This window comes from Mesorhizobium sp. P160927, assembly GCF_057766385.1.
The window spans coordinates 5,532,126-5,553,419 of record NZ_JBYMDW010000001.1 but is presented as its reverse complement, the minus strand read 5'-3'; the positions used below and the strand labels follow the sequence as shown (position 1 = coordinate 5,553,419).

At 63.0% G+C, this 21,294-nt stretch carries 19 protein-coding genes and 1 pseudogene; 9 read left to right on the top strand and 11 right to left on the bottom strand.

Going from position 1 to position 21,294, the window contains the following annotated elements:
• Window positions 1-145 precede the first annotated feature (145 nt).
• Window positions 146-1,003 carry an alpha/beta fold hydrolase gene (locus AC3CB8_RS27200; RefSeq protein ID WP_023770280.1) on the top strand — a complete coding sequence of 286 codons (858 nt, stop codon included), beginning with the start codon at window positions 146-148 and terminating at the stop codon, window positions 1,001-1,003.
• Between the two features lie 69 nt (window positions 1,004-1,072).
• Here the strand turns inward: AC3CB8_RS27200 and AC3CB8_RS27195 are convergent, their stop codons facing one another.
• The gene (locus tag AC3CB8_RS27195; protein ID WP_352564509.1) at window positions 1,073-2,314 is read right to left on the bottom strand and encodes an MFS transporter; all 1,242 of its coding nucleotides are present in this window, start codon (window positions 2,312-2,314) and stop codon (window positions 1,073-1,075) included.
• A gap of 139 nt (window positions 2,315-2,453) precedes the next feature.
• Here AC3CB8_RS27195 and AC3CB8_RS27190 point away from each other — a divergent pair, with 139 nt between their 5' ends.
• The gene (locus AC3CB8_RS27190; RefSeq protein WP_352564511.1) at window positions 2,454-3,350 is read left to right on the top strand and encodes an AraC family transcriptional regulator; all 897 of its coding nucleotides are present in this window, start codon (window positions 2,454-2,456) and stop codon (window positions 3,348-3,350) included.
• Between the two features lie 24 nt (window positions 3,351-3,374).
• Here the strand turns inward: AC3CB8_RS27190 and AC3CB8_RS27185 are convergent, their stop codons facing one another.
• The 7 genes from AC3CB8_RS27185 to AC3CB8_RS27155 all read right to left on the bottom strand — a co-directional run bounded on the left by AC3CB8_RS27185 (window position 3,375) and on the right by AC3CB8_RS27155 (window position 9,526).
• Window positions 3,375-4,310, bottom strand: coding sequence for a ribose-phosphate pyrophosphokinase (locus AC3CB8_RS27185; protein ID WP_023770279.1), 936 nt, complete (start codon window positions 4,308-4,310; stop codon window positions 3,375-3,377).
• Window positions 4,311-4,465: 155 nt separating this feature from the next.
• On the bottom strand, window positions 4,466-5,101 hold the full coding sequence (locus tag AC3CB8_RS27180; protein WP_023781430.1) for a hypothetical protein: 636 nt from the start codon (window positions 5,099-5,101) through the stop codon (window positions 4,466-4,468).
• Window positions 5,102-5,143: 42 nt separating this feature from the next.
• Window positions 5,144-6,295, bottom strand: coding sequence for a M24 family metallopeptidase (locus tag AC3CB8_RS27175; RefSeq protein ID WP_352564513.1), 1,152 nt, complete (start codon window positions 6,293-6,295; stop codon window positions 5,144-5,146).
• On the bottom strand, window positions 6,295-7,089 hold the full coding sequence (pgeF, locus tag AC3CB8_RS27170) for a peptidoglycan editing factor PgeF (RefSeq protein ID WP_023781432.1): 795 nt from the start codon (window positions 7,087-7,089) through the stop codon (window positions 6,295-6,297). Before pgeF ends, AC3CB8_RS27175 begins: the two co-directional genes overlap by 1 nt.
• A 102-nt stretch (window positions 7,090-7,191) precedes the next feature.
• On the bottom strand, window positions 7,192-8,280 hold the full coding sequence (locus AC3CB8_RS27165) for a class I SAM-dependent methyltransferase (RefSeq protein WP_023770275.1): 1,089 nt from the start codon (window positions 8,278-8,280) through the stop codon (window positions 7,192-7,194).
• Entirely contained in the window at window positions 8,277-9,137 is an 861-nt protein-coding gene (gene lgt / locus AC3CB8_RS27160) for a prolipoprotein diacylglyceryl transferase (protein WP_023794112.1), read from the bottom strand. Before lgt ends, AC3CB8_RS27165 begins: the two co-directional genes overlap by 4 nt.
• A 146-nt stretch (window positions 9,138-9,283) precedes the next feature.
• Window positions 9,284-9,526 (bottom strand): BrnA antitoxin family protein, encoded by a 243-nt coding sequence (locus AC3CB8_RS27155; RefSeq protein ID WP_023770273.1) that lies wholly within the window; start codon window positions 9,524-9,526, stop codon window positions 9,284-9,286.
• 223 nt (window positions 9,527-9,749) lie between these two features.
• On the opposite strand from AC3CB8_RS27155, the gene AC3CB8_RS27150 reads away from it, so the two are divergent.
• The 3 genes from AC3CB8_RS27150 to AC3CB8_RS27140 all read left to right on the top strand — a co-directional run bounded on the left by AC3CB8_RS27150 (window position 9,750) and on the right by AC3CB8_RS27140 (window position 11,247).
• Window positions 9,750-10,052: an accessory factor UbiK family protein gene (locus tag AC3CB8_RS27150; RefSeq protein WP_015316097.1), complete on the top strand. Its 303-nt coding sequence runs from the start codon at window positions 9,750-9,752 to the stop codon at window positions 10,050-10,052.
• A gap of 319 nt (window positions 10,053-10,371) precedes the next feature.
• On the top strand, window positions 10,372-10,872 hold the full coding sequence (locus tag AC3CB8_RS27145) for a type III secretion system chaperone family protein (RefSeq protein WP_015316098.1): 501 nt from the start codon (window positions 10,372-10,374) through the stop codon (window positions 10,870-10,872).
• A gap of 15 nt (window positions 10,873-10,887) precedes the next feature.
• Window positions 10,888-11,247 carry a tRNA-binding protein gene (locus AC3CB8_RS27140; protein ID WP_352564516.1) on the top strand — a complete coding sequence of 120 codons (360 nt, stop codon included), beginning with the start codon at window positions 10,888-10,890 and terminating at the stop codon, window positions 11,245-11,247.
• Between the two features lie 60 nt (window positions 11,248-11,307).
• On the opposite strand, the gene AC3CB8_RS27135 is transcribed toward AC3CB8_RS27140, so the two are convergent.
• The 3 genes from AC3CB8_RS27135 to AC3CB8_RS27125 all read right to left on the bottom strand — a co-directional run bounded on the left by AC3CB8_RS27135 (window position 11,308) and on the right by AC3CB8_RS27125 (window position 16,129).
• Window positions 11,308-12,330 carry a glycosyltransferase family 4 protein gene (locus tag AC3CB8_RS27135; protein WP_023781438.1) on the bottom strand — a complete coding sequence of 341 codons (1,023 nt, stop codon included), beginning with the start codon at window positions 12,328-12,330 and terminating at the stop codon, window positions 11,308-11,310.
• A gap of 250 nt (window positions 12,331-12,580) precedes the next feature.
• Window positions 12,581-13,996 (bottom strand): ATP-binding protein, encoded by a 1,416-nt coding sequence (locus tag AC3CB8_RS27130; RefSeq protein WP_023781439.1) that lies wholly within the window; start codon window positions 13,994-13,996, stop codon window positions 12,581-12,583.
• Window positions 13,997-14,725: 729 nt separating this feature from the next.
• A complete protein-coding gene (locus tag AC3CB8_RS27125; RefSeq protein ID WP_352726633.1) occupies window positions 14,726-16,129 on the bottom strand; it encodes an ROK family transcriptional regulator in 1,404 nt (467 codons plus the stop codon).
• A 95-nt stretch (window positions 16,130-16,224) separates the two neighbouring features.
• Here AC3CB8_RS27125 and AC3CB8_RS27120 point away from each other — a divergent pair, with 95 nt between their 5' ends.
• The 4 genes and pseudogenes from AC3CB8_RS27120 to AC3CB8_RS27105 form a co-directional block, all read left to right on the top strand.
• Complete coding sequence (locus AC3CB8_RS27120) at window positions 16,225-18,741, top strand: ATP-binding cassette domain-containing protein (RefSeq protein ID WP_352564519.1); 2,517 nt, start codon at window positions 16,225-16,227, stop codon at window positions 18,739-18,741.
• Window positions 18,738-19,727, top strand: a complete 990-nt coding sequence (locus tag AC3CB8_RS27115; protein ID WP_352564521.1) for an ABC transporter permease — start codon at window positions 18,738-18,740, stop codon at window positions 19,725-19,727. The genes AC3CB8_RS27120 and AC3CB8_RS27115 overlap by 4 nt, the downstream gene beginning before the upstream one ends.
• 48 nt (window positions 19,728-19,775) lie before the next feature.
• Window positions 19,776-20,777 (top strand): rhamnose ABC transporter substrate-binding protein, encoded by a 1,002-nt coding sequence (locus AC3CB8_RS27110; protein WP_023770267.1) that lies wholly within the window; start codon window positions 19,776-19,778, stop codon window positions 20,775-20,777.
• A gap of 218 nt (window positions 20,778-20,995) precedes the next feature.
• Window positions 20,996-21,226: pseudogene (locus AC3CB8_RS27105) on the top strand (hypothetical protein); the annotation flags it as partial.
• Window positions 21,227-21,294 lie beyond the last annotated feature (68 nt).

Below are 21,294 nucleotides of genomic sequence, written 5' to 3'. Positions count from 1 at the left end.
TTCCTTTGCCGATTAAGTGCTCGCATTATGTACCACGAAAAAAAATATCGCGATACATATTTCTATGGACAAGAACCTCGATCTGGGTTAACGACATTGATATCGCGATATTGTTTATCGCGACAGAAATCAGATGGAGATTGAGATGACCTCGCAGACCAAACCAGGCTCAGGCAGCGGCACGATCACCACCAAGGACGGCACGCAGATATATTACAAGGACTGGGGAACCGGTCAGCCCATTGTGTTCCATCACGGCTGGCCGCTGAGCAGCGATGACTGGGATGCGCAGATGCTGTTCTTCCTGGGCCAAGGCTACCGCGTCATCGCCCATGACCGTCGCGGCCACGGCCGTTCGACGCAGACGGATATCGGCAACGAGATGGACACCTATGCAGCCGATGTGGCTGAACTTGTCGCCCATCTCGACCTCAGCGACGCCATCCATGTCGGCCATTCGACGGGTGGCGGCGAGGTGGCGCGCTATGTCGCCCAGTATGGGGCGGGCGGCCGTGTCGCCAAGGCAGCGTTGCTCGGCGCGGTGCCGCCGATCATGCTCAAGACCCCAGCCAATCCCGGCGGCCTGCCGATCGAGGTCTTCGACGGGTTCCGCTCGGGCGTGGCCGCCAACCGCGCGCAGCTTTACGTGGATGTTCCCGCTGGCCCGTTCTACGGGTTCAACCGTCCGGGCGCCGTGGTCTCGCAGGGCGTTATCGACAACTGGTACCGCCAGGGCATGATGGGCGGCACCAAGGCGCATTACGACTGCATCAAGGCCTTCTCGGAGACCGACTTCACCGAAGATCTCAAGACGATCGACGTGCCGGTGCTGGTCATGCATGGCGACGACGACCAGATCGTTCCCATTGCTGACTCGGCGCTGCTGAGCATCAAGCTGCTCAAGAAGGGCGAGCTCAAGGTCTATAAAGGCTTTCCGCACGGCATGGCCACGACCCACGCCGACATCATCAACGCCGACCTTCTGGCCTTCTTCAAGGCCTGAAGCCCTCCCACCGGAATGGCAAAAGACACCCGCCATATGGCGGGTGCCTTTTGCCGGGATACAGATGATTCAAGCGGCGGCCTGCGCCTTGCGCGCGTCCCTCATGTTGGGCAGGAACACCGTCAGCAGCCCCAGGAACGGCAGGTACGAGCAGATCTGGAAGACGAAGTCGATGCCTTTCATGTCGGCGACGACACCAAGCACCGCGGCCGCGATGCCGCCCACTCCGAAGGCGAAACCGAAGAAGATGCCGGCGATCGTGCCGACGCGGCCCGGCACCAGTTCCTGCGCGAAGACGACGATGTTGGAGAAGGCCGACGAGAGGATGAGGCCGATCAGCACGGTCAGCACCATCGTCCATTCCATATTGGCGTAAGGCAGCGCCAGCGTGAAGGGCAGGACGCCGACGATCGAAAACCAGATCATCGCCTTTTGTCCATAGCGGTCGCCGAACGGACCGCCGAGCAGGATGCCCAACGCCGAAGAGCCGAGGAATAGGAACAGCATCACCTGCGACATCTGCACCGAAACGCCGAACTTATGGATGGAATAGAAGGTGTAGTAGCTGGCCAGGCTGGCGATGTAGGCGTTCTTGGTCAGCACCAGCAAGGTCAGTACCGCCAGGGCCCACATCACCTTGCGGCGTGGGAAGGGCGACACGAAGCTTGTCGCCTTGCGATTGCCTTGCGCGGCGCGCAGGCGGCTGTACCAGCCACCGACCTGCCACAGGATGACGATGCCGATCAGCGAGCCGACGGCGAACCAGGCGATGCTGGTCTGGCCGAAGGGCACGACGATGAAGGCGGCCAGCAAAGGACCCATGGACTGACCGAAATTGCCGCCGACCTGGAACAGCGACTGCGCCAGGCCAAACCGGCCGCCGGATGCGAAGCGGGCGATGCGCGAGGATTCCGGATGGAAGATCGCCGAACCGATGCCGATCAGCGATGCGCCGATCAGCAGCAGGTAGTAGTGCCCGGCATAAGCCAGCACGACCAGGCCGATCAGCGAGGATGCCATGCCCCAGGGCAGCGAGTAAGGCATCGGCCGCTTGTCGGTGACCGCGCCGATGATCGGCTGCAGCAGGGATGCCGTTACCTGGAAGGTGAAGGTCAACAGCCCGATCTGCCAGAAGTCGAGGCCGTAATTGTCTTTCAGAAGCGGATAGATGGCCGATAGCAGCGACTGCATGATGTCGTTGATGGAGTGGCAGAGGCTCACCGCCAGGATGACGGTGAAGGCCGTCGCCTGGGCTGACGCGTGACTGGCGGTCGCAGGCGGCGCGACCCTGGTGGCTGTCGTATCGGTCAAGATAGGCTCCGTAGTCTTTTTGGCGGGTCGTTCCCACAGGCGACGTGGCGGGCGCTTCCCGCAGGCAGCCTTATAGTCCGGTTGCCAGGCGACTTCTTTCGTGGTTTGGTCCAATAGTTTCGCAAGTGGGCCATACCGAATGCCAAAAACCAGGGAAATTTTCGGCGCCGGCCACACCGACCTCGAGCAATTGCACGGGCTGCGCTGGCAGTGGCTCGAGCAGGCGGTCGGGCCGGCGGTGGTGTTGCCGACCGAATATCCGGATGGCTACCACGTGCCTCACCACCACCACAGCCGCAGCCAGTTGCTGCATGCGCTGGTCGGCGTCGTGCTGGTGACGACGCGGCATGGGCGCTGGATGGTGCCGCCGGACCATGCGATGTGGATTCCGGCCGGCATCGAACATTCCGTCGAGATGCTCGGCGACGTCTCGATGCGCTCGGTCTATGTCATGCCGCAGGCGATTCCAGGCTTGCCGGAGGGCATGCGCGTCGTCGGCGTCACCGACCTGATGCACAGTCTTATCGTGGAATCCGAGAAGCTGCCGCAAGGCGGCGAACTGGAAGGGCGCGGTGGCCTGATCATGAACCTGCTCCTGCACGAGATCCCGCAATTGCCAGAGCGGCCGCTCGGCCTGCCGTTCCCGTCGGATCCCAAACTGGCGGCGCTCTGCCGGCGTTTCGTCGCCGCACCCTCACCGCATGCGACGATCGATGAATGGGCCGATACCGTCGGCATGAGCCGGCGCTCCTTCACGCGCGCCTTCCAGCGGCAGACCGGCCTGTCCCTGTCGACATGGCGCCAGCAGGCCTGCCTGTTCGCGGCGCTGCCGAGGCTCGCCGATGGCGAGCCGATCACGCGGGTGGCGCTCGATCTCGGCTATGACAGCGTGCCGGCCTTCATCACGATGTTCAAGCGCATGCTCGGCTCCTCGCCGCGCGGCTATATGCGCGGCGCGCGTGATGCCGGCGAAGGCATGCGCCGAGGCCCGGCCCGGTTGGAGGCGCCGACGCCATCGGCCGTGCCGCGGGACTAGCCCGGCCGCAGGGGGAACTGGCTTTCAGTCGAACAGGCTCGAGACCGATTCCTCGGTCGCTGTGCGCGAAATGGCTTCGCCCATCAGGTCGGCGATCGAAATGACGCGGATGTTGGGCGCGTCGAGCACGCCTTGCGTGGGCTGGATGGAATCGGTGATCACCAGTTCCTGCAGCTTCGAGCTGCTGATGCGAGCGACCGCGCCGCCCGACAGCACGCCGTGGGTGATATAGGCGGTGACGCTGGTCGCGCCGTTGGCCAGCAGCGCGTCGGCGGCGTTGCACAGCGTGCCGCCGGAATCGACGATGTCGTCGATCAAAAGGCAATCCTTGCCGGCGACCGCGCCGATGATGTTCATGACTTCCGATTCGCCGGGACGCTCACGGCGCTTATCGACAATGGCGAGTTGCGCGTCGAAGCGCTTGGCAAGCGCACGCGCACGCACCACGCCACCAATATCGGGCGACACGACGACGACATTGCCGAGTTGCTTGTACTTCGCCTTGACGTCGCGGGCCATCACCGGCACCGAGAACAGATTGTCGGTGGGGATGTCGAAAAAGCCCTGGATCTGGCCGGCATGGAGATCCAGAGTCAAAACCCGGTCGACACCTGCACGGGTGATCATGTTGGCGACCAGCTTGGCAGAAATCGGCGTGCGCCCGGAAGCGCGGCGATCCTGCCTGGCGTAGCCGAAATAGGGAATAACCGCCGTGATGCGCTTGGCCGATGAGCGCATGAAGGCGTCGATCATGATGAGCAGTTCCATCAAGTGATCGTTGGTCGGGAACGAGGTCGACTGCAGGATGAACACATCCTCGCCGCGCACATTTTCCTGGATCTCGACGAAGATTTCCTGGTCGGCGAAGCGCCTGACACTGGCCTTGCCCAGCGGGACGTTGAGATAGCGGGCGACCGCTTCGGCCAGCACCCTGTTGGAATTGCCCGCGAAGAGTTTCATGCACCGTTCCTGGTGGAGGACGGAGAGGCCTGACGGACTCTCCCGCACCTTTTAACCGGGCTTTTAGCGGCCCGCGCGGCTATTGCAAGCGCCGACATCGTGAATCCGCCGGCTAAGCCTAAGAAAGCTGTTCGCCATCACCGGCTGGCAACACCTCAGCTCCCCTTGCCGCTGAGAAAGGCCGCAAATTGATCGATCGTCTGGTCGGCGATCGCCTGCATGGTGGCTGGCGAGACCGACTTCCAGCTGTCGGCGCCCGCGCTGTCGCCGGAACCGGTGGAAGGCGCTTTCATCTGGCCGTTGATGCGGTGCAGCCGGTTGCCGGAGGGGTCGTAGACATCCCAGACATAGATGACCGTGGTGTCCTTGCCCTCCGTCATCGCCGAGAAGTAGCCCTTGAGCACATGGGTCGCGGTCTGGTCCTGGCTGCCGGCCAGCGTGATGCCGCGCTGCCTGGCGCGTGTCTGCAGTTCCGCCGTCAGCGGCGTGGCGGCTTCCACCGAAGCGCCGACGATCGGCGCGATCTGCAGTCGGGTCTTCGACAGGATGGCGGCGGCCTGGGCCGAAGTGACGGGCGCGGGCGCACCCGCTGTCGTGGTGGCCGTCGCGGCCGTGGATGGCGCCGGGGCGGGAACGGTGGCAGCAGCGCTGCCTTGCGTGGCCGGTGCGGGCTGCGCCGATGCGACCGGCGGGGTGATGGCGGAAGGTTCGAGGACGTCCTTTGCGTTGGTGCAGGCGGTCAAAGCCAATGCCACAAGCAATGACACGGTCGTCACATGCGATCGTCTCATTTGCCTTCTAACTCCTTGGCGAAGAACGCCTCCATTATGGATTCACTGCACGATCAAGTCGAGATCATGGCGGGACAGCGGCTTCGGCTGGGATTCGGTGGTCAGGTAGGTGCGGCCAAGCGTCATTGCCGTCTCGGTCTCCGAGTCCATGATGATCATGTGGGCAAACAGCGTCATGTTCGGCGCGATCGGCTCGGGATTGCCCTGGTAGAACATCGGCATGTCCATCCAGGACGGCGTGAAGCGGGCGCCGACCGAATAGCCGCAGGCGTTCAGCCGGTGCTTGGTCAGCCCGTGCGATTCCATGGTGCGGGCGTGGGCATCGAACACGTCGCCGAAGGTGTTTGCGGGCGTCATCGCCTTTTCGACGGCCAGAAGTGCCGCGCGTGCGGCGTCGAACAGATCCTGATGACGCTTGGAGACCTTGCCGGTCAGCACCGTGCGCATCATCGGCGCATGATAGTGATGGAAGACGCCGGCCCATTCGAGCGTCAACTGGTCGTTCTTGGTGAGCTTGCGGCGGCCGGCCTTGTAGCGGCACAGCAGCGCATCGACGCCGGAGCCGATGATGAATTCGTTGGCCGGATAGTCGCCGCCGCCGGCGAAGACCGCGCCCTGCATGGCGGCCAGGATCAGCGCCTCGTCGCCGCCCTGCTTGATCAACGGCAGGGCCGCGTCCAGCGCGTCGTCGGAGAGATTGGCCGCCTTTTCAGCCTTGGCGACCTCGGCCGGGCTCTTGAACAGGCGCAGCCTCCCGACGATGCCGGAGGCATCGGCGATCTGGCCGAAGGTCTGCAACTGCTCGTCCAGGCGGCGGCCATTATAGGCGGTCAGGCCGTGAGTGTCGTATTCGACCCCGATGCGGGCGCCGAGCAGGTCGAGTTCGTTGAGCAGGTTGCGCAGGTCGACCGCGGGATTGGCGCCGTCGCGGTCGGTCCACAGCACGATGTTGTCGATGATCGAGGTTTGGCGCGCCTGGCGCAGATCGGCCGAACGGGTCAGCAGCACCATCGAGCCGTCGGCCTTGACCACCAGGCACTGGAAGAAGCAGAAGCCGAACGTGTCGTAGCCGGTGAGCCAGTACATGCTTTCCTGGGCGAACAGCAGGATGGCGTCGAGCTTCTTCTCGGCCATCTCGATCATCAGCCGGTCACGCCGCGCGTCGAATTCGGATCGTTCAAAATGCAGCGCCATTATACCTTCTCCAAAACGATTGCCGAAACCTGCCGGCCATAATCGGGCTCCCCGCGGTGCGTGGTGCGCCGGTAGGAGTAAAACAGATCTTCCTCGGCATAGGTGCAGCGGCCAAGGCCATCGGCCGTCACGCCGGCCCTGGCCAGCCTGTCGATCGTGTAGCGGTTGAGGTCGAACATGGCGTGGCCGGCATGGGCCGAAGGTACGAAATAACCGATATTTTCCGCATCGGCCCCGACGAAGCGGGCGACGAATTCGGGCCCGACCTCGTAATTTGCGGGACCAATCGAAGGGCCAAGCACGGCGACGATGTTTTCGCGCCGGGCGCCGAGGCTCTCCATGGCGGCAATGGTGTTTTCGAGCACGCCGGTGAAAGCGCCTTTCCAGCCGGCATGCGCCGCGCCGATGATGCGCGCGCCGGCATCCGCGAACAGAACCGGACCGCAATCGGCGGTCGAGGCGCCGATGGCAATGCCCGGCCGGTCCGTGACAATGGCGTCGGCCTTCGGCCGCTCGCCGGCAAAGGGTTCCCTGGCGACAATGACGTCGGGCGAATGGACCTGCCAGGCGGTCAGCAGATGATTTGCGGGCACCCCCATCCAGGCGGCGACACGGGCGCGGTTCTCGGTCACCAGAGCCTGGTCGTCATCCGACCCGGTGCCGATGTTGAGGCCGCGGTAGATGCCCGCGGAGACGCCGCCGATGCGGGTGAAATAGCCGTGGCGGATGCCTTGTGCCTGCGCCTTGTCCAGCAGCGGCGACCGAACGGGATCCGGTTTGGTCTGATTGAGCATGCGGGCGTTGTTGTCCGTGTGGGCGGTTTCGTCAAGGAAAAGCGCCGGCAGTCCGGCGGCTCTTTTACCGGACGGGAGATTGGGAGGGGTAGCAACGAAAAGTCAATCCGCCGTGGCGAAGGGCCTGACGGGGACGGCGCGTGGGACGACGGCGAGGACCTTGAAGAGTTCGCCCATCGCTTGCGGCCCGGCGAGCCGTTCGACGGCATCCGATATCTTGTCGCGTGCCGCCTGGCCGGCATCGGCGCCCAGCTGGCCGGCGCGCTCCAGAATGCCCATGCCGAGCAGGAAATTGCCCTGCGTCGACAGATGGGCATCGAAACCATGCGCGCGCGCAATCGCTGCAAGAGCGGCGAAATCGACATGGGAGGTAAGGTCGGCCTCGCCAGGATTGGCCAGCACACCTTCGTGATTGTGCCGGCGCAGGGCCTGCAGCGTGTCGCCGACACCGGGCCGCAGATGGCCGTAGTCGAGGAATAGCCCGGCGCCGCCATGAGCGGCCATGCGCTCGGCGATCGCCGCCATCAGGGCGGTGCGGGCAGGTGCGATTTCGACGATCGCGCCTTGCGGCGCGTCGGCCGCATCCCTGGGCAGCAGCGTCGGGTCGACCGAGCCGGCGCCGGCGAAGAAGCAAAGATTGGCCGCGTCGTCCAGGCCGACCATGCGCTCGCGCCACTCGGCGCCGGCGCGGACGAACTGGCGGATGGGCAGGGCATCGAACAATTCGTTGCCGACGATCAACAGCGGTTGACGGGGCAGGGTCTCGATCGTTTCATGCCAGCCTATCACGAAGGGTGTCGCTCCAAGCGTCTGCTTCTGGATATCGGTCAAGCGCGGACTGCTCTCGATCATGGCGAAGACGGCGCCATTGGCCAAAGCCGGATCGAGCCGCGACAGAGTGCGCAGCATGTCCTTCATCAAAGTGCCACGGCCGGGGCCGATCTCGGCGACAGTGACCGGCATCGGCCGGCCGATCGCTGCCCAAGCCTGGTAAAGCCAGACGGCGACGAGCTCGCCGAACATCTGGCTGATCTCCGGTGCGGTGATAAAATCGCCGGCCGCGCCGAACGGCTCGCGTGTCGTGTAATAGCCATCGCGCGGATCGAACAGGCACAGCGCCATGTATTCGTTGACGGGCATCGGACCCACCGCCTCGATCAGCTTGACGATACGAGCCTTCAGCCGCGTCATGTCGCCCGCGGCTGCGCTTGCGTCACCGGCTTGGCCGTCGCCATCGCCCAGATGCCGGCCAGCACCATCGGCGTCGACAGGATCATGCCCATGGTCAGCCAGTTGGTGCCGAGGAGATAGCCGAGCTGCTGGTCGGGCTCGCGGAAGAACTCCACGAAAATTCGTGACAGGCCGTAGCCGCAGATGAAGGCGCCGCCGACAAAGCGCGGTGTCTTCAGCTTGAAGCGCGAATGGGTAAGAATGCGCAGCACGACAAACAGCACCAGCCCTTCGAGCAAAGCCTCGTAGAGCTGGCTCGGATGGCGGGTGAACGGACCGCCATTGGGGAATTCGATCGCCCAGGGCACATCGGTGGGCCGCCCCCAGAGCTCGGAGTTGATGAAGTTGGCGACGCGCACGAGACCGAGACCGACCGGCACGCCAGCTGCCACGACATCGAACAGCGACCATGTGCGGATGCCGCGCTTTATGGAAAACAGCGTCATGGCGAGGATGACGCCGAGCAGGCCGCCATGGAAGGACATGCCGCCTTGCCAGACGGCGAAGATGTCGAGCGGATGGGCGATGTAGCGCGCCAGGTCGTAGAACAGGACATAACCGGTGCGGCCGCCCAGAACCACGCCAATGGCCGCCCAGACGATGAAATCGTCGAGATCCTCAGGCTTCATCGGCAGGACGCCGTCGGGCCAGAGTTTAGGATTGGCGGAGAGCCGCTTGGCATACCACCAGGCAAACAGGATGCCGACGATGTAACCGATGCCGTACCAGTGCACCGCCAGCGGCCCGATCTGGACGAGAATCGGGTTGATATTGGGAAAAGGCAGCGAAGCCAGCGGCAGCAGGAAATATTCGTTCAACGGGGAGCTCTCGGTTGCGATCGGCGCGGACCATGCGGCAGGGTTTTGGCAGGGTCAAGGCAAGGTCACGGACGTCAATGGTCCGGGAACAGATTCGGGTCCGGGAACAGATTCGGGTCCAGCTTCGTCGCCGGGGTTGGGCGTGCTCACCCCCTGGGCTTGGCGGCCACCACTTCGCGCAAGGCGTCGTTGATCCTGTCTTGCCAGCCGGGACCATCTTCCTGGAAATGATCAAGCACGGCCCGGTCGATCCTGATCGAGACAAGCTCGCGGACATTCGGGGCGGTGGAGGGTTCGCGAGGCGGGGTCGCTGCCGGTTTCTTGATCGGCTTGAACACAGCTTCGGCGGCTTCCATCGGATTTGTCGGTCTGCGCGGGGGCGTTGCCATTGCTTATCCTGATTGAAACGTGCCTGAAGGGAGACGAGGGCCTTACAATAGGCGACTTGCCACCATCAAGTACAGCTTCGGAGCCGTTGGAGAGGCTCCTGCAGGACCCGCGCCCATCATGCGGGCGGTGCGCCATAGCAACGCGGAGGCCGCATCGGGCCCCAACGTTCTTGCATTCGTCGCGCCACGTCACTAATTCAAATCAAGCAAGCGAGGATTTGCCATGTCGACCGGACCGAACCGCATTCTCGACGAATTCGCCAAGCTGATGACCGATGCCGCCGGTGCCGCTCAAGGTGTGCGGCGCGAGGTGGAGACGGCCTTCAAGGGCCAGGCGGAACGCATCCTCAACTCCATGGATGTCGTGCAGCGCGAGGAGTTCGAGGCCGCGCGCGAGATGGCCGCCAAGGCGAGGGAAGAAAACGGCAGGCTCGCCTCGCGCATCGAGACGCTCGAGGCCAGGATCGCCGAGCTGACCGGTCAGGCCACACCCGCGGCTCCGGCGAAGCCCAAGCCGAAAAAATAATTCGTTAAACTTTTCCACAAAGCACCAGCCTGAAAATCGCTTTGCCGTGAATCGCTTACCGGCATTGCGTGACTCTTTGTGACAGGCACCTTTCCACATGCGAATGACGCAGTGCGAAAAATTGGGCTGTTCACGCGACTCCCGATCAATAGACTGAATTTGTTGCATGATTCGGAGCAGGGTTATGCAACCGGGCGGTGGGGTTCGGTCTGGGGTCTTTGCGTTGATAAGTCCCGGCCGTCCGAGTTCTAGACAAGATTGTTCGTCGTGTGTGCCCCGCGGAGCGTGTGGCGCTCCCCCTGAACACAGGAAGCATTCCATGGAACTTCTCGAACTCGAATTTTCCCGCGAAATCCATCCGGTGGATGTGATTGAGCAGGTGGCCCACAACAATGACTGGTCCTTCGAACGGGCCGGCGATGACGAAATCTCGATCTCGGTTGCCGGCAGCTGGACCGACTATCACGTCTCCTTCTCGTGGATGGAGGATTTCGAAGCGCTGCACCTTGCCTGCGCCTTCGACATCAAGGTGCCGGAAGCCCGCACGCTGGAAGTGATGCGGCTGTTGTCGCTGATCAACGAACAGATGCTGTTCGGCCATTTCGACCTCTGGGAGCAAGAAGGCGCGATCATGTTCCGCCAGTCGCTGCTGCTCGCCGGCGGGGTCGAACCATCGAGCCAGCAGGTCGAAGTGCTGTTGTCCTCGGCGCTGGAAGCCTGCGAGTGCTATTTCCAGGCTTTCCAATTCGTCGTCTGGTCGGGAACCTCGGCCAAGGACGCGCTGGCCGGCGTGCTGTTCGAGACCTTCGGCAACGCCTGAGCAGAAGCGTTCGACATGAGTTCAAACAACGAGCGCAAGCCTGAAATCAGCTTCGCCGATTTCCATCGTGTCGACATCCGTGCCGGCACGATCGTCGAGGCCGAACCGTTTCCGGAGGCGCGCAAGCCGGCCTTCAAGCTGAAGATCGATTTTGGGCCTGGGATCGGAGTGAAAAAGTCCTCGGCGCAGATCACCAAATATTATACGCCCGAGACCTTGATCGGCCGCCAGGTGTTCGCGGTGGTCAATTTTCCGCCTCGCCAAATCGGGCCGTTCATGTCGGAAGTGCTGACGCTCGGCTTTCCCGATGAAGAGGGCGCCGTGGTGTTGGGCGCCATCGAACGCAAGGTGCCGGATGGCGGCAGGCTATTCTAGGCGTTCCGAGGCCAAACAGAATACCGCCTCGTTCCTTGGCACTGCCGCCGGCCTATCGGATCAAGCCGCCAGCTTGCGCGTCGTTCCCAGTGCTTCCTCGACCGCGTCGAGGAACATTTCCGCGCAGGCCTTCCAGCTGTAGCGCATGGCACGCTCGCGGGCCTGGTCGCGGCTGACGTCGAGCGCGGCAAGCGCGGCCTCGCGCAAATCGGTGGAAACAGCACCGCCGACACCATCACCAACGATGTCGATGGGTCCGGTTACCGGATAGGCGGCGACCGGCGTGCCACTGGCCAGCGCCTCGATGATGACATTACCGAAAGTGTCGGTGCGGCTGGGGAAGACGAAGACATCGGCCGAGGCATAGATTTCGGCCAGTTCGTCATTGGGGCGATGGCCGAGGAAATGCGCCTTCGGATATTTCGCCTTCAGCTTGGCAAGCTCGGGCCCTTCACCGACGATCACCTTGCTGCCGGGCAGGTCGAGGTCAAGGAAGGCCGGCAGGTTCTTTTCGATGGCGACGCGGCCGACACACAGGAAGACCGGGCCGGGGAAGCCAAGGTCCTTGCGCTTGTCGGGCCGGAAATGCTCGGTGTCGACGCCGCGCGTCCAGGGCCTCAGCTTGTTGAAGCCGCGCGCCGTGAGATCGTCGGCGAGCGACTGGGTGGCGACCAGCGTGCCTTGGCCCGAATTGTGGAAATCGCGCAGCCAGCGATAGGCCCAGCTCTCCGGCACCGGCAGGCGGGCGCTGAGATATTCGGGAAAGCGGGTGTGGTAGCTGGTGGTGAACGGCCGGCCGGCATTGCGGCAATGGCGCCGCGCCATGATGCCTAGCGGTCCCTCGGTGACGATGTGGATGTGGTCGGCCTTGTAGCCGTCGATCAGGCGCGCGACATGGCCGGGCGTGGTCAGCGCCAGGCGGATGTCGGGGTAGGTCGGCAAGGGCAGGGTGCGAAAGATGTTGGGGGTCAGGAATTCGACCGCGACGTCGAAGGATTTCAGGGTCTCGGTGAGCCGCTCCAGCGTGTGAACGACGCCGTTAACCTGCGGGCGCCAGGCGTCGGTGACCATCACTATGCGCATGGCGGCCCTTTGCTCCGGAGGTCGGCGGTTGCCTTGAAACGATGCCGGAACGGCGACCATGCGGCCGCCCTCGCTTCGCTCCAGCGCACCCTGACGGGCACGGGGTGGAAGTGAGGCGGCAAGGACGAATCAAGTGCGGTCGCGCGCTTCATGCGCGCTCTTGACCATGGTTTCATGACGGGCGGATGAAGCAGACCGTGATCCCAAAAAGTCGAAAGCGGTTTTCAGGCAAGATCATGCCAAATAGAAATCAGGCCGGAACCTTGATCACCGCGCGCAGGCCACCCATCGGACTGTTGTCGAGCGTGATGTCGCCGCCATGGCTGCGGGCGATGTCGCGGGCGATCGACAGGCCGAGCCCGGTGCCGCTGGCGTCGAGGTTTCGCGCCTCGTCGAGCCGCACGAAGGGCTTGAACACGTCTTCGCGCCTGTCGGCCGGAATGCCTGGCCCATCATCGTCGATGGTGACCAGAAGCGAGCCGCGGCCATGGTCGGCGGTGACCTCGACGGTGCGGGCATAGCGGAAGGCATTGCCGATAACGTTGGACAGCAGCCGCGCAAAGGCGTTCGGCCTGACATGCACGGTCGGATCGCCGAAAAGCGTCGTCGAAAGTCTGCATTTGCGCAAGTTCGCTTCTTCGCCAAGCTTCTGAAAATAGGCTTCGAGATCGAAACGTCCCGGGTCCTCCGAGGCCTCGCCCTTGGCAAAGGCTAGATAGCCTTCCAGCATCGACTGCATGTCCTCGATGTCCTGGTCGAGAGCCGCCTTGGTCTCGGCCTTGCCGCCGGCCAGCGCCAGCTGCAGCTTGAAGCGGGTGAGGATGGTCCTGAGATCATGGCTGACACCGGTCAGCATGGCCGTGCGCTGCTCGATCTGGCGCTCGATGCGCTCGCGCATCTGGATGAAGGCAAAGCCGGCGCGGCGAACCTCTTCGGCCCCCCGCGGGCGGAAATCGCGCGGCATCGGCCGCCCCTTGCCGAAGCTTTCGGCTGCCTCGGCAAGCGCCAGGATCGGCCGGATCTGGTTGCGCAGGAAGGGGATGGCGATCATCAGGAGCACCAGCGAGGTGCCGACCATCCAGATGAGGAAAATGTGGGTGTTGGAGGCATAGGCCTGGCTGCGGCGCACGAAGACGCGCAGCACCTTGTTCTCGAGCTGGACGCGCACTTCGATGATGTTGGAATTGCCGACAGTGTCGATCCAGAACGGGCGGTTGATCTGCCGGGTAATCTCGGCGGAGAGAACATCGTCGAGGATCGAGAAGAACGGCTTTGGACCGGGCGGCGGCAGCGGATCGGGCGGCAGAAGATCGACCTTCAGCTGCATGCGATCCTGCGCGGTGCGGATGATGTTGGCGTAGTCGGCGTCGTGCGGATAAGTCTCGATCAGGTCGATGATGGCGGCGATGTCGCGCACCGTGGCCTGCGACAGGCGTTGCGTCACGGTTGCCCAGTGGCGCTCCATGAAATCGAAGGCGACGACCGACTGCAAAAGGATCATCGGCGCGATGACGATGATCAGCGAGCGCGCATAGAGGCGCTTGGGCATGTAAAGCGAAACGAGGCGCCAGAACCGGTTCCAGATGCGCGGCACCGCCTTGAGCGACCGTGTAGCGCGTGCACTCAAGCCGTCATTGTCCGGCTGTTCCAGTTCCGTGGTCGCCATTGGCTCTTTTCATCTCGGCGATATTGGATCAGGACGACGTTTGGCTGAATCGTCATCCTGATCCAACTCTTTGTTGGAGCATGATCTTTTCCGAAAACCGGTTCCCACTTTTCGGGATCATGCATTTGGGCCGCCGGCATTCTATTCCACGCTGAGCCGTTCTGGAACAGCCGCTTGAGTTCAACTGGTTAGGCTGTCAAACGTGTGCTCATCGCTCGTTGATAACAAAGGCTCTATCCCTAAATTGTCAAACCGCGGGAGCGTGTGCCTTTGGGCGCGGCGCCGCTTCGTTTGGTAGGTATTTGACCTCATATAAGCCATTCTATCAAACTCACTAGGGCTGAGTTGGCTCCCCGACGGTGACGTTCGGCACCGCGTAAAGTGTGGCGAGGCCGGCAGGACGCTTGGAAAGGATCGCTTGCCGTCCTAGGGTTTGATGCGATCACATGTTGAAAGAGACCTAATAACTTGGTCCGTGTAGAACCAGCTCCAGCATCCTCTTCACCCTCAGGACGCCGACCATCCTGCAGTCTTGTCGGCCGAGGCGTGAGGGGTTCAGTCGCGGCTCTTGAAATCGAATGCGAAACTCGGAAGTCGTTGGCCTTAATGGATCTCCGCCAAGCCACGAAGCGTCTCTTGGATTTCTCTGGCGTCAGCACCGCAACCTGATGACAGCTTGACAGTCCAGTCCATTTAGCTCGCGCACGAGACCGCTGAGCATTTTGCTCGTTACCTTTGGGCGGCAAGCCTCGAGAGGCTACCCAGCAACATTATTCTGTCCTTGCCGATCATCAGCACGCCGCTGTCAGGGGCCAGCAGCGCGGAGAACGGCAACATGGCCGCGCCGATCGGTGACGCCTCAGGGCCGAATTGTCCCGACACGATTTCCGGCGCCACGATGCCGAGGGCGCTAGTCCGGTTAAACTGAGTCTGCACCCTCGCCAGTAGCTCGAGATGGATAGGCCGCGGCAAGATGCTGTCGAGAACGATCGCCTCGATGTCGATGACAGAGGTGATGGCGATGATCGCCTCAACCAGCGCGTTGGCGCAATCTTCGACCCATTCGAACAACGGCTCGCGCGCCCCAGGCGGCAGCGGATACAGTTCCCGCACGCGATTGATCTCGATGCCGCGAGACTTGAGATGATTGACCAGCACATAGATGGAGGCGCGGTGCAGCAGACTCTGGTAGCGCGCCGGCTTGGCCGCCACCGAATCGAGGCCTGAAGGAGAGACCGGCAACGGGCCAAGCGCAGCCGTGTTGCCATGCGGGCCGGTATGGACCTTGCCGCCTTGCACAAGCCCGCCGCCTACGAAAGTGTCGATCGAGATATGCATGAAGTCGCGGAACCGCGCGCCGGCCCCCTGGATGAGTTCGGCCAACGCTGCCGACGACGCGTCGTTTTCCACGAAGACTGGCGTCTTGGGCCTCGGGGCGAAGAATGTCGTCAGGTCGATTGCCTCCCACCGGCTGCCAAGGTCGTCGGGAAAGCCTAGCTCCTCGCTCCAGCCGCCGAGGAAATAAGGCGAAGCGATTCCGACGCCGACAATGCTGGCATCGCCAAGCCCGGCGACCACCTTGTCGAAACTGGCAAGCGACATATTTCCGGCTCTGAGCACCAGATCGGGATCCGGAAACCGGTATTCGTGCGACTCGCGCGCGCGGACCTCGCCGGCAAAGTCGACAAGCACCGCCTCCAGCGCACGCCGGCCGATCTTGATGCCGACGCTGTAGATGCGCTCCGGCGTAAGCCTGTAGAGTGTGGAAGGAGAACCGCGCTGTCCGAACCTTTTTCCCACTTGCTTTACGAAACCAGACGACTCCAACCCGTCGACAATGGTTGCCACAGCGGCCGGTGTCAGGTTTGCCGCGCGCGCCAGGTCAGACTTGGAAGCCTCCTTCAGTCGGCGAATGGCATCAAGCACGAATCGCTCGTTGTAATGCCGAACCTTGACGGAATTACTGCCTTTTCCAGACAAACCGACGCCTCCATTCATCTCTTGCGAAGCCACTCTGGCCGCCTGCAGCTCCCAATCTGCTGCGATCGTGGCACCCCATCCGCACCCGTGCGCAACGCGACAGTGCCTCCCAGGGCAACGGAAGTCAATTTTCTGGTTGCGGGCGTGGCGCATTTAATATAGCAAATTGAAAAAACAACAACTGCTGGGGAGGAGAGGTGCTGCACTCAGGCATACATGGCCAAGCCGATGCTACGGCAAATGGGAACGTGGCTATCCCCATCGCCCTGGTTCAGGCGACAAAGGCCTTTGGCGGCACGATCGCCCTCAAGGATACGTCCTTCGAATTGCGCTCCGGCGAGGTGCTGGCATTGCTTGGCGAAAACGGCGCCGGCAAGAGCACGTGCGTGAAGCTGCTGGCCGGTGTGCATGCCCCAACCGGCGGCCATATCGAGATCGATGGCAAGCCTGTTGTTCTGCATTCGCCACAGGACGCCCAGGCTGCCGGCATCGCGGTTATGCACCAGCATCCCGGCCTGTTCCCCGATCTACCGGTCGCGGAAAACATTTATCTCGGCCACATGCCGCGCGACCGTTTTGGTGGCATCGACAACGCCGCCATGATAGCCGGCGCGCGCAAGGTGTTGGCGACGGTCGGTCTCGACGTGCCGGCCGAAATGCGGTTAGGCGCGCTGCGCACCTCCGAGCAGCAATTGGTCGAGATCGCCCGCGCGCTATCGCTCGACGCGCGCGTGCTGATCATGGACGAGCCCACGGCGGCCCTATCGCAGCGCGAAGTCGAGCGGCTGTTCACTGTCGTTGCCGATCTCAGGCTGCACGGCGTGGCGATGATGTTCGTAGGTCACCGCATGGACGAAATCTTCCGCATCGCCGACCGCATCGCGGTGCTGCGGGACGGACGCCTTATCGGCGTCAAGCCGAAGGCTGAGCTTGGTCGCGCCGCGGCCATCAGCATGATGGTCGGCCGCGAGGTGACCGACCTCTACCCGGAACGAAACCACGCCACCGGCGCATTGGTGCTGGAGGCGAGGGGGCTTTCGCGCGCCGGCGGCTTCTCCAACATTGATTTGAAGCTCCGCGCCGGGGAGGTGCTTGGACTTGGCGGCCTCGTGGGCAGCGGGCGAACCGAGATCGCGCGCGTGTTGTTCGGCATCGACCAGCCTGACGCTGGCGAAATCCTGATCGACGACCTAGTCGTGCGCTTCGCCTCGGCGCGTGACGCCATGGATGCGCACATCGCCTATGTCTCGGAAGACCGTATGGGCCAGAGCTTGGTGATGGATTTCTCGATCCTCGACAATGCGGTGCTGCCGGTCCTCGACAAGGCCGCGCCGGCCGGTTTTTACGGCACGGATCGTGCGATCGATCTGGTTGCGGACTGGCTGAAACGCATGAAGCTGCGCTTCTCCAGTTACGGGCAGCCGGTCAAGGAATTGTCCGGTGGGAACCAGCAGAAGGTGGTGCTGGCCAAATGGCTGCGCACCGAGCCGCGCGTACTCATCCTCGACGAGCCGACGCAAGGCATCGATGTTGGCACCAAGGCGGAAGTGCATGCCATGATCGCCGCCCTTGCCGCACAAGGCATGGCGATCCTCCTGATTTCTTCCGAGATGCCCGAACTGATCGGCATGTGCGACCGCATCGTCGTCCTGCGCGAAGGTCACCAAACGGCCGAATTCGCACGCGGCGAAGCCACCCAGAAAAGGGTGCTGGAAGCGGCGACGAAGACCAGCGAGCGCGTCGATCCGGCAGCGCAGGCTGAGCGTGCCGCCTTCAAGGAGAAGAGAAAAGGAACGCTCGATTTCCTGAAGCGGCGAGAGTTCGGGCTGCTCGCCGCGATGCTAGCGGTCGCCATTCCGGTCACCATCATCAACCCGCGCATGGTAAGCGCGGCAAACCTGACCGCCGTGTCGATGGACGCGGCACTGCTGGTCGTCGCCGCACTCGCCCAGATGCTGGTGCTGATTACCCGCAATATCGACCTTTCGATCGCCGCGGTGATCGGTCTTTCCGCCTATATGGCCGCCAGCATGGTTCAGGCCTATCCCGGGCTCGACATCGGCATCGGCCTGGTGACCGCATGCGCGGTCGGCGGCATCGCCGGTCTGATCAACGGCCTTGTCGTCACCCGGGGAAGGATCCCGGCCATCGTCGTCACGCTGGCCTCGATGTCGATCTTTCGCGGGTTCAACTCGATCTGGGCGGCCGGCGACCAGGTCAGTGCGGACGAGGTCACGCAGGCCTGGCTCGACATGACCGGCCTGAAGATCGCCGGCGTGCCGCTGATCGTCGTCATCGCTATTCTCATCTTATGCGCTGGCTACGTCCTGCTCTATCGCACTTCCGTCGGGCGCGAACTGTTTGCTACCGGCTCCAACCCCGACGGCGCGCGGCTCATCGGCATCCCGGTCGACCGCCGCATCCTGCTTGCCTTTGGCATGGCGGGCTTGCTCGGTGGCCTTTGCGGGGCGCTGTGGGCCTCCCGCTATGCCACCATCGATGCCCGCGTCGCGCTTGGCTTCGAACTCACCGTGATCGCTTCGGCGGTGGTCGGCGGGGTCGCCATCCGCGGTGGTTCGGGCACACTGCTCGGCATCATCCTCGGCGCGCTCACCCTTTTGGTCATCAAGAACGGGCTAACCCTTGTGCGCGTCGACCCGCTGTGGCTGCAAGGCGTCTACGGGCTGGTGATCCTGGTCGCCATCGGCATCGATACCTTCATCGTGCGGCGCGCGGAGCAGGCAAGACAGGCAAGGGCGCGATGAACAAGTTCCTGCGCTCGATCGATTTCTGGGACCTGCTGCTGGCGACCTCTTGTCTGGCCGCCTTCCTCTACGCGGCGATCTTCGTGCCGAATTTCGTCTCTGGCTTCAATCTCTCGCAGCTGGCGGCGAGTACCTCGGAAAAGGCGTTGCTGATCCTGCCGATGACGCTGCTCATCATCATCCGCGAGATCGACCTGTCGATTGCCTCGGTGCTGGCGCTGACGTCCGTGGTGTTCGGCCTGCTCGTCCAAGCGGGCGCGCCTACGCTGGCGGCAATCCCGCTGACGCTCTTGGCCGGCGGCCTGCTCGGCGCCTTCAACGGCTATCTGGTCTCGGGCCTGGGACTGCAGTCGCTGGTGGTGACGCTCGGCACCATGGCGCTCTATCGCGGTATTGGCTACATCCTGCTCGGCACCGGTTCGGTCAACATCCTGCCGCCAGCCGTCGTCGATTTCGGGATCAACAACCTGCCAGGCACTGAGATACCGTGGACCATCGTGCCTTTCCTGGTGCTGGCGCCAGTGTTTGCCGTCATCCTTCAGAAGACGCCGAGCGGCAAGCGCATCCATGCGCTCGGCGGCAGCCCCGAAGTGGCGCGCTATTCCGGCATCAACACGCGCCGGATGATCCTGAATCTATTCATCGTCTCGGGCGTCGTCGCGGCCATCGCCGGCATCGTCTATACCGCGCGGCTCTCCAACGCCCGCGCCAACAACGCGCTCGGCATGGAACTCGACGTCATCACCATCGTGCTGCTCGGCGGCGTGAGCGTGTTTGGCGGCAAGGGCCGCCTGACCGGTGTCATGCTGGCACTGCTCCTGATCGCCGTGATCCGAAACGTGCTGGCGCTCAACCAGGTCGGCGGCGACGCGCAGGGTATGATCATCGGCCTGCTTCTGATCGGCTCGCTGCTGGTCGGCAATTACTGGCGCTCCGCACAGGAGAGGCTCAGCAGATCGCGCGTCTTGCGCGAGACCAAGGGGTGATCTCGAGCCCCTTCCTTCAAGCCCGATGTTTTTGACGGAGGAGTCACAATGAAAGCGTTTAGATTAGCCCTGATCGCATCCGCGGTTCTGCTCGCGCCGGCCTCGCTGGCCTTCAGCCAGGAATGCGCCAAGGAACCCGTGACGGTCGGCTTCCTGCCCAAGCTCGACACAGACCCCTACTTCAAGGTGGCCTTTGGAGGCGCCGAAGAGGCGGCGAAGGAAATTGGCGGCACTGCTACCCAGGTCGCCCCATCGCAGGCGACGGCCGAGGCGCAGATCGAATTCATCAACAGCCTCGTGTCGCAGAAGGTCGGGGTCATCGCAATTGCCGGCAACGACGCCAATGCCGTTGCGCCTGCTCTGAAGCGCGCCGTTCAGCAGGGCGTCAGGGTGATCTCGTATGACTCCGACGTGGCGGCCGATGCCCGCGCGGTATTCGTGAACCAGGTGAAGGGCGACAGTCTCGCCGAGATGATGCTGGAAAGTGCATTCGATCTCAGCGGCGGTGAAGGCGAATTCGCAATCCTATCGTCGACACCCACGGCGACCAACCAGAATGCCTGGATCGACTTCATCAAAGCGAAGATGGCGGCCGAGCCGAAGTTCGCCAAGATGAAGTTGGTGCAGGTCGCCTATGGCGAAGAGAGCGAACAGGTCAACCAGCAACAGGCGTTGGCGTTGGTCCAGGCGTTTCCGGATCTCAAGGTGATCATCGTTCCGGCAGGCATTGGCCTTCCGGCGGCCGCGCGTGCACTCGAGGAAGCCGGCATGATCGGCAAGGTCAAGCTGACCGGTCTCGCGCCGGCCACTCTGATCTCGAAGTACATCAAGGACGGTGCCGCGCAGGATATCTGGTGGAATGTCACCGATCTTGGCTATCTTGCCTATCAAGCAGCCCAGGCGCTTGCGCAATGCAAGATCACCGGCAAGGAAGGTGAGAAGTTCACGGCAGGCAGGCTCGGCGAATACACGATCGGGGCCAGCGGCGAATTGATCCTTGGGCCGGCGAAAATCGTGACCCCTGAAAACCTGGCCGAGTTCAAGTTCTGATCCTCCAGGTCTAGACACGGCGGGCGCCGGCTGAAACCGGCGCCCGTTTTCCCAACTTCTTGATCGAACAGTGTGGGGACGGCAATGAAACTGTTGCTTGCAAGTGAACCTTCGTAGCGACGACGTCGGCCGCCGTTCGCGGCGACGCGCTGGCAAGTGCGACCTCGACCAATGGCGCAACGGCCTTCAACGCCGCGCTGGCCGCCGAGGGCATCACCGTGCCTCAACGCCTCCATCCTGCAGTCGTCCCACCCGATCTTCGCCGGCGTGGGGGGGCCGTTGCGGCCCATCCTGGGCATGAACAAGCTGGATTTCAGGAACGACGGTTCATCCGTCTGCTTGCGACCTGCACTATCGGGGGCTCGGACTGGCCGCTGCTCGCGGTTCGCAACCACGGTCGCGCCCGCACGCTCGCCTGGGCGACCGACATCGGGCCGCATTGGCTGTCGCAGGATTTTCTCGGTGGCCGGTCGCGGCAAACTGATGGCGAACATGGTGCGGTGGCTCGCCGGCATCG

What these genes read in the sequence shown, in the direction of transcription:
- AC3CB8_RS27175 (WP_352564513.1), bottom strand. Translation starts at nt 6,295, where the DNA reads ATGGCGCTGCATTTTGAACGATCCGAATTCGACGCGCGGCGTGACCGG.
- AC3CB8_RS27185 (WP_023770279.1), bottom strand. Translation starts at nt 4,310, where the DNA reads ATGAAACTCTTCGCGGGCAATTCCAACAGGGTGCTGGCCGAAGCGGTC.
- AC3CB8_RS27110 (WP_023770267.1), top strand. Translation starts at nt 19,776, where the DNA reads ATGAAAGCGTTTAGATTAGCCCTGATCGCATCCGCGGTTCTGCTCGCG.
- AC3CB8_RS27135 (WP_023781438.1), bottom strand. Translation starts at nt 12,330, where the DNA reads ATGCGCATAGTGATGGTCACCGACGCCTGGCGCCCGCAGGTTAACGGC.
- AC3CB8_RS27130 (WP_023781439.1), bottom strand. Translation starts at nt 13,996, where the DNA reads ATGGCGACCACGGAACTGGAACAGCCGGACAATGACGGCTTGAGTGCA.
- AC3CB8_RS27155 (WP_023770273.1), bottom strand. Translation starts at nt 9,526, where the DNA reads ATGGCAACGCCCCCGCGCAGACCGACAAATCCGATGGAAGCCGCCGAA.
- AC3CB8_RS27180 (WP_023781430.1), bottom strand. Translation starts at nt 5,101, where the DNA reads ATGAGACGATCGCATGTGACGACCGTGTCATTGCTTGTGGCATTGGCT.
- AC3CB8_RS27200 (WP_023770280.1), top strand. Translation starts at nt 146, where the DNA reads ATGACCTCGCAGACCAAACCAGGCTCAGGCAGCGGCACGATCACCACC.
- AC3CB8_RS27145 (WP_015316098.1), top strand. Translation starts at nt 10,372, where the DNA reads ATGGAACTTCTCGAACTCGAATTTTCCCGCGAAATCCATCCGGTGGAT.
- AC3CB8_RS27140 (WP_352564516.1), top strand. Translation starts at nt 10,888, where the DNA reads ATGAGTTCAAACAACGAGCGCAAGCCTGAAATCAGCTTCGCCGATTTC.
- AC3CB8_RS27190 (WP_352564511.1), top strand. Translation starts at nt 2,454, where the DNA reads ATGCCAAAAACCAGGGAAATTTTCGGCGCCGGCCACACCGACCTCGAG.
- pgeF (WP_023781432.1), bottom strand. Translation starts at nt 7,089, where the DNA reads ATGCTCAATCAGACCAAACCGGATCCCGTTCGGTCGCCGCTGCTGGAC.
- AC3CB8_RS27115 (WP_352564521.1), top strand. Translation starts at nt 18,738, where the DNA reads ATGAACAAGTTCCTGCGCTCGATCGATTTCTGGGACCTGCTGCTGGCG.
- AC3CB8_RS27150 (WP_015316097.1), top strand. Translation starts at nt 9,750, where the DNA reads ATGTCGACCGGACCGAACCGCATTCTCGACGAATTCGCCAAGCTGATG.
- AC3CB8_RS27165 (WP_023770275.1), bottom strand. Translation starts at nt 8,280, where the DNA reads ATGACGCGGCTGAAGGCTCGTATCGTCAAGCTGATCGAGGCGGTGGGT.
- AC3CB8_RS27125 (WP_352726633.1), bottom strand. Translation starts at nt 16,129, where the DNA reads ATGCGCCACGCCCGCAACCAGAAAATTGACTTCCGTTGCCCTGGGAGG.